The organism is Bartonella sp. AA83SXKL (assembly GCF_042196965.1).
Classification (GTDB): domain Bacteria; phylum Pseudomonadota; class Alphaproteobacteria; order Rhizobiales; family Rhizobiaceae; genus Bartonella.
In genome coordinates this window covers 1-888 of sequence record NZ_JBHIRG010000128.1, presented here as the reverse complement: position 1 = coordinate 888, position 888 = coordinate 1, and the positions used below count along the sequence as shown (strand labels likewise).

General features: G+C 33.0%; 1 protein-coding gene. It reads left to right on the top strand.

Translation table 11 applies throughout. From position 1 onward, the window contains the following. Positions 1-41: 41 nt before the first annotated feature. Positions 42-785, top strand: coding sequence for a type IV secretion system protein (locus ACFINO_RS10095; RefSeq protein WP_375641270.1), 744 nt, complete (start codon positions 42-44; stop codon positions 783-785). The last annotated feature ends 103 nt before the right edge of the window (positions 786-888 follow it).

Here is an 888-nt window from a genome sequence, read left to right as displayed (position 1 = left end):
ATTAATAAAACAATCCCTGCCGAAATTAAGCGAGGAGACAGATGAAAAAGCGATTTATTATAACAGGAATGATTACCCTTTTGGGGATGATAAATTTAACTCTAACGTCTAACTTTAGTTGGGGTTCTGGGACTCAAGGTTCAACTGTTAAAAGTCCTTTTTCAAAAGCAGAATATCTGGAAATTATTAAGTTGTTAGAACAACAAATTAAAACAAACGAAAACCAGATCGAAAACGCGAAAAAAATTCATCAGTCTATAACAGGAAATAGGATACAAAAACCAACAATAGGAGAAAACAAGGATTCTTTCATACAAGATTTGCCTTCTATCTACCCAAAAACACAGACAAACTACCAAGCCATAGCTACTGGGGAATTTAAAAAAAGATTTAATGAGATTATTCTCGAAGAGAAAAGGTACGGCTTCCAGCAGTTGCCGTATTATAAAATGCGCGAAATAATTAATACGCGTCTTAAATATAGTGGAATTGTCGAAAAAGCTGTAAGTTTTCAAACTTTTCAAGACGCAGAGAACCGCTTTAAACAAATGGACGATTTCTTAGATAAGATAAATAAAACAAAAGATCTCAAAGAAGTTTTCGAACTGCAAACACGCATCAAGACCATGTCAGCCATGATCCAAAATGAATATACAAAGCTACAAATGGTCAGAAATTTAAGCGATGACGAAGAGACTCTTATCGAAATACAAAAACGTAAATTGTACAGAAAAATTGTAGCCTCTAACTACAAAAATATGCCTATAATAAGATCTAACCAATAAAGCTTTTTACAACATTTGCTTTTTTCATGAAAACAAAAACCAATGTAGAAGGTTCAGTACTCTCTGAACAATTAAGAGAAGCACAAAGATTTTATCAAAGCCA

Coding starts and splice junctions, on each gene's coding strand:
- ACFINO_RS10095 (WP_375641270.1), top strand. CDS start 42: ATGAAAAAGCGATTTATTATAACAGGAATGATTACCCTTTTGGGGATG.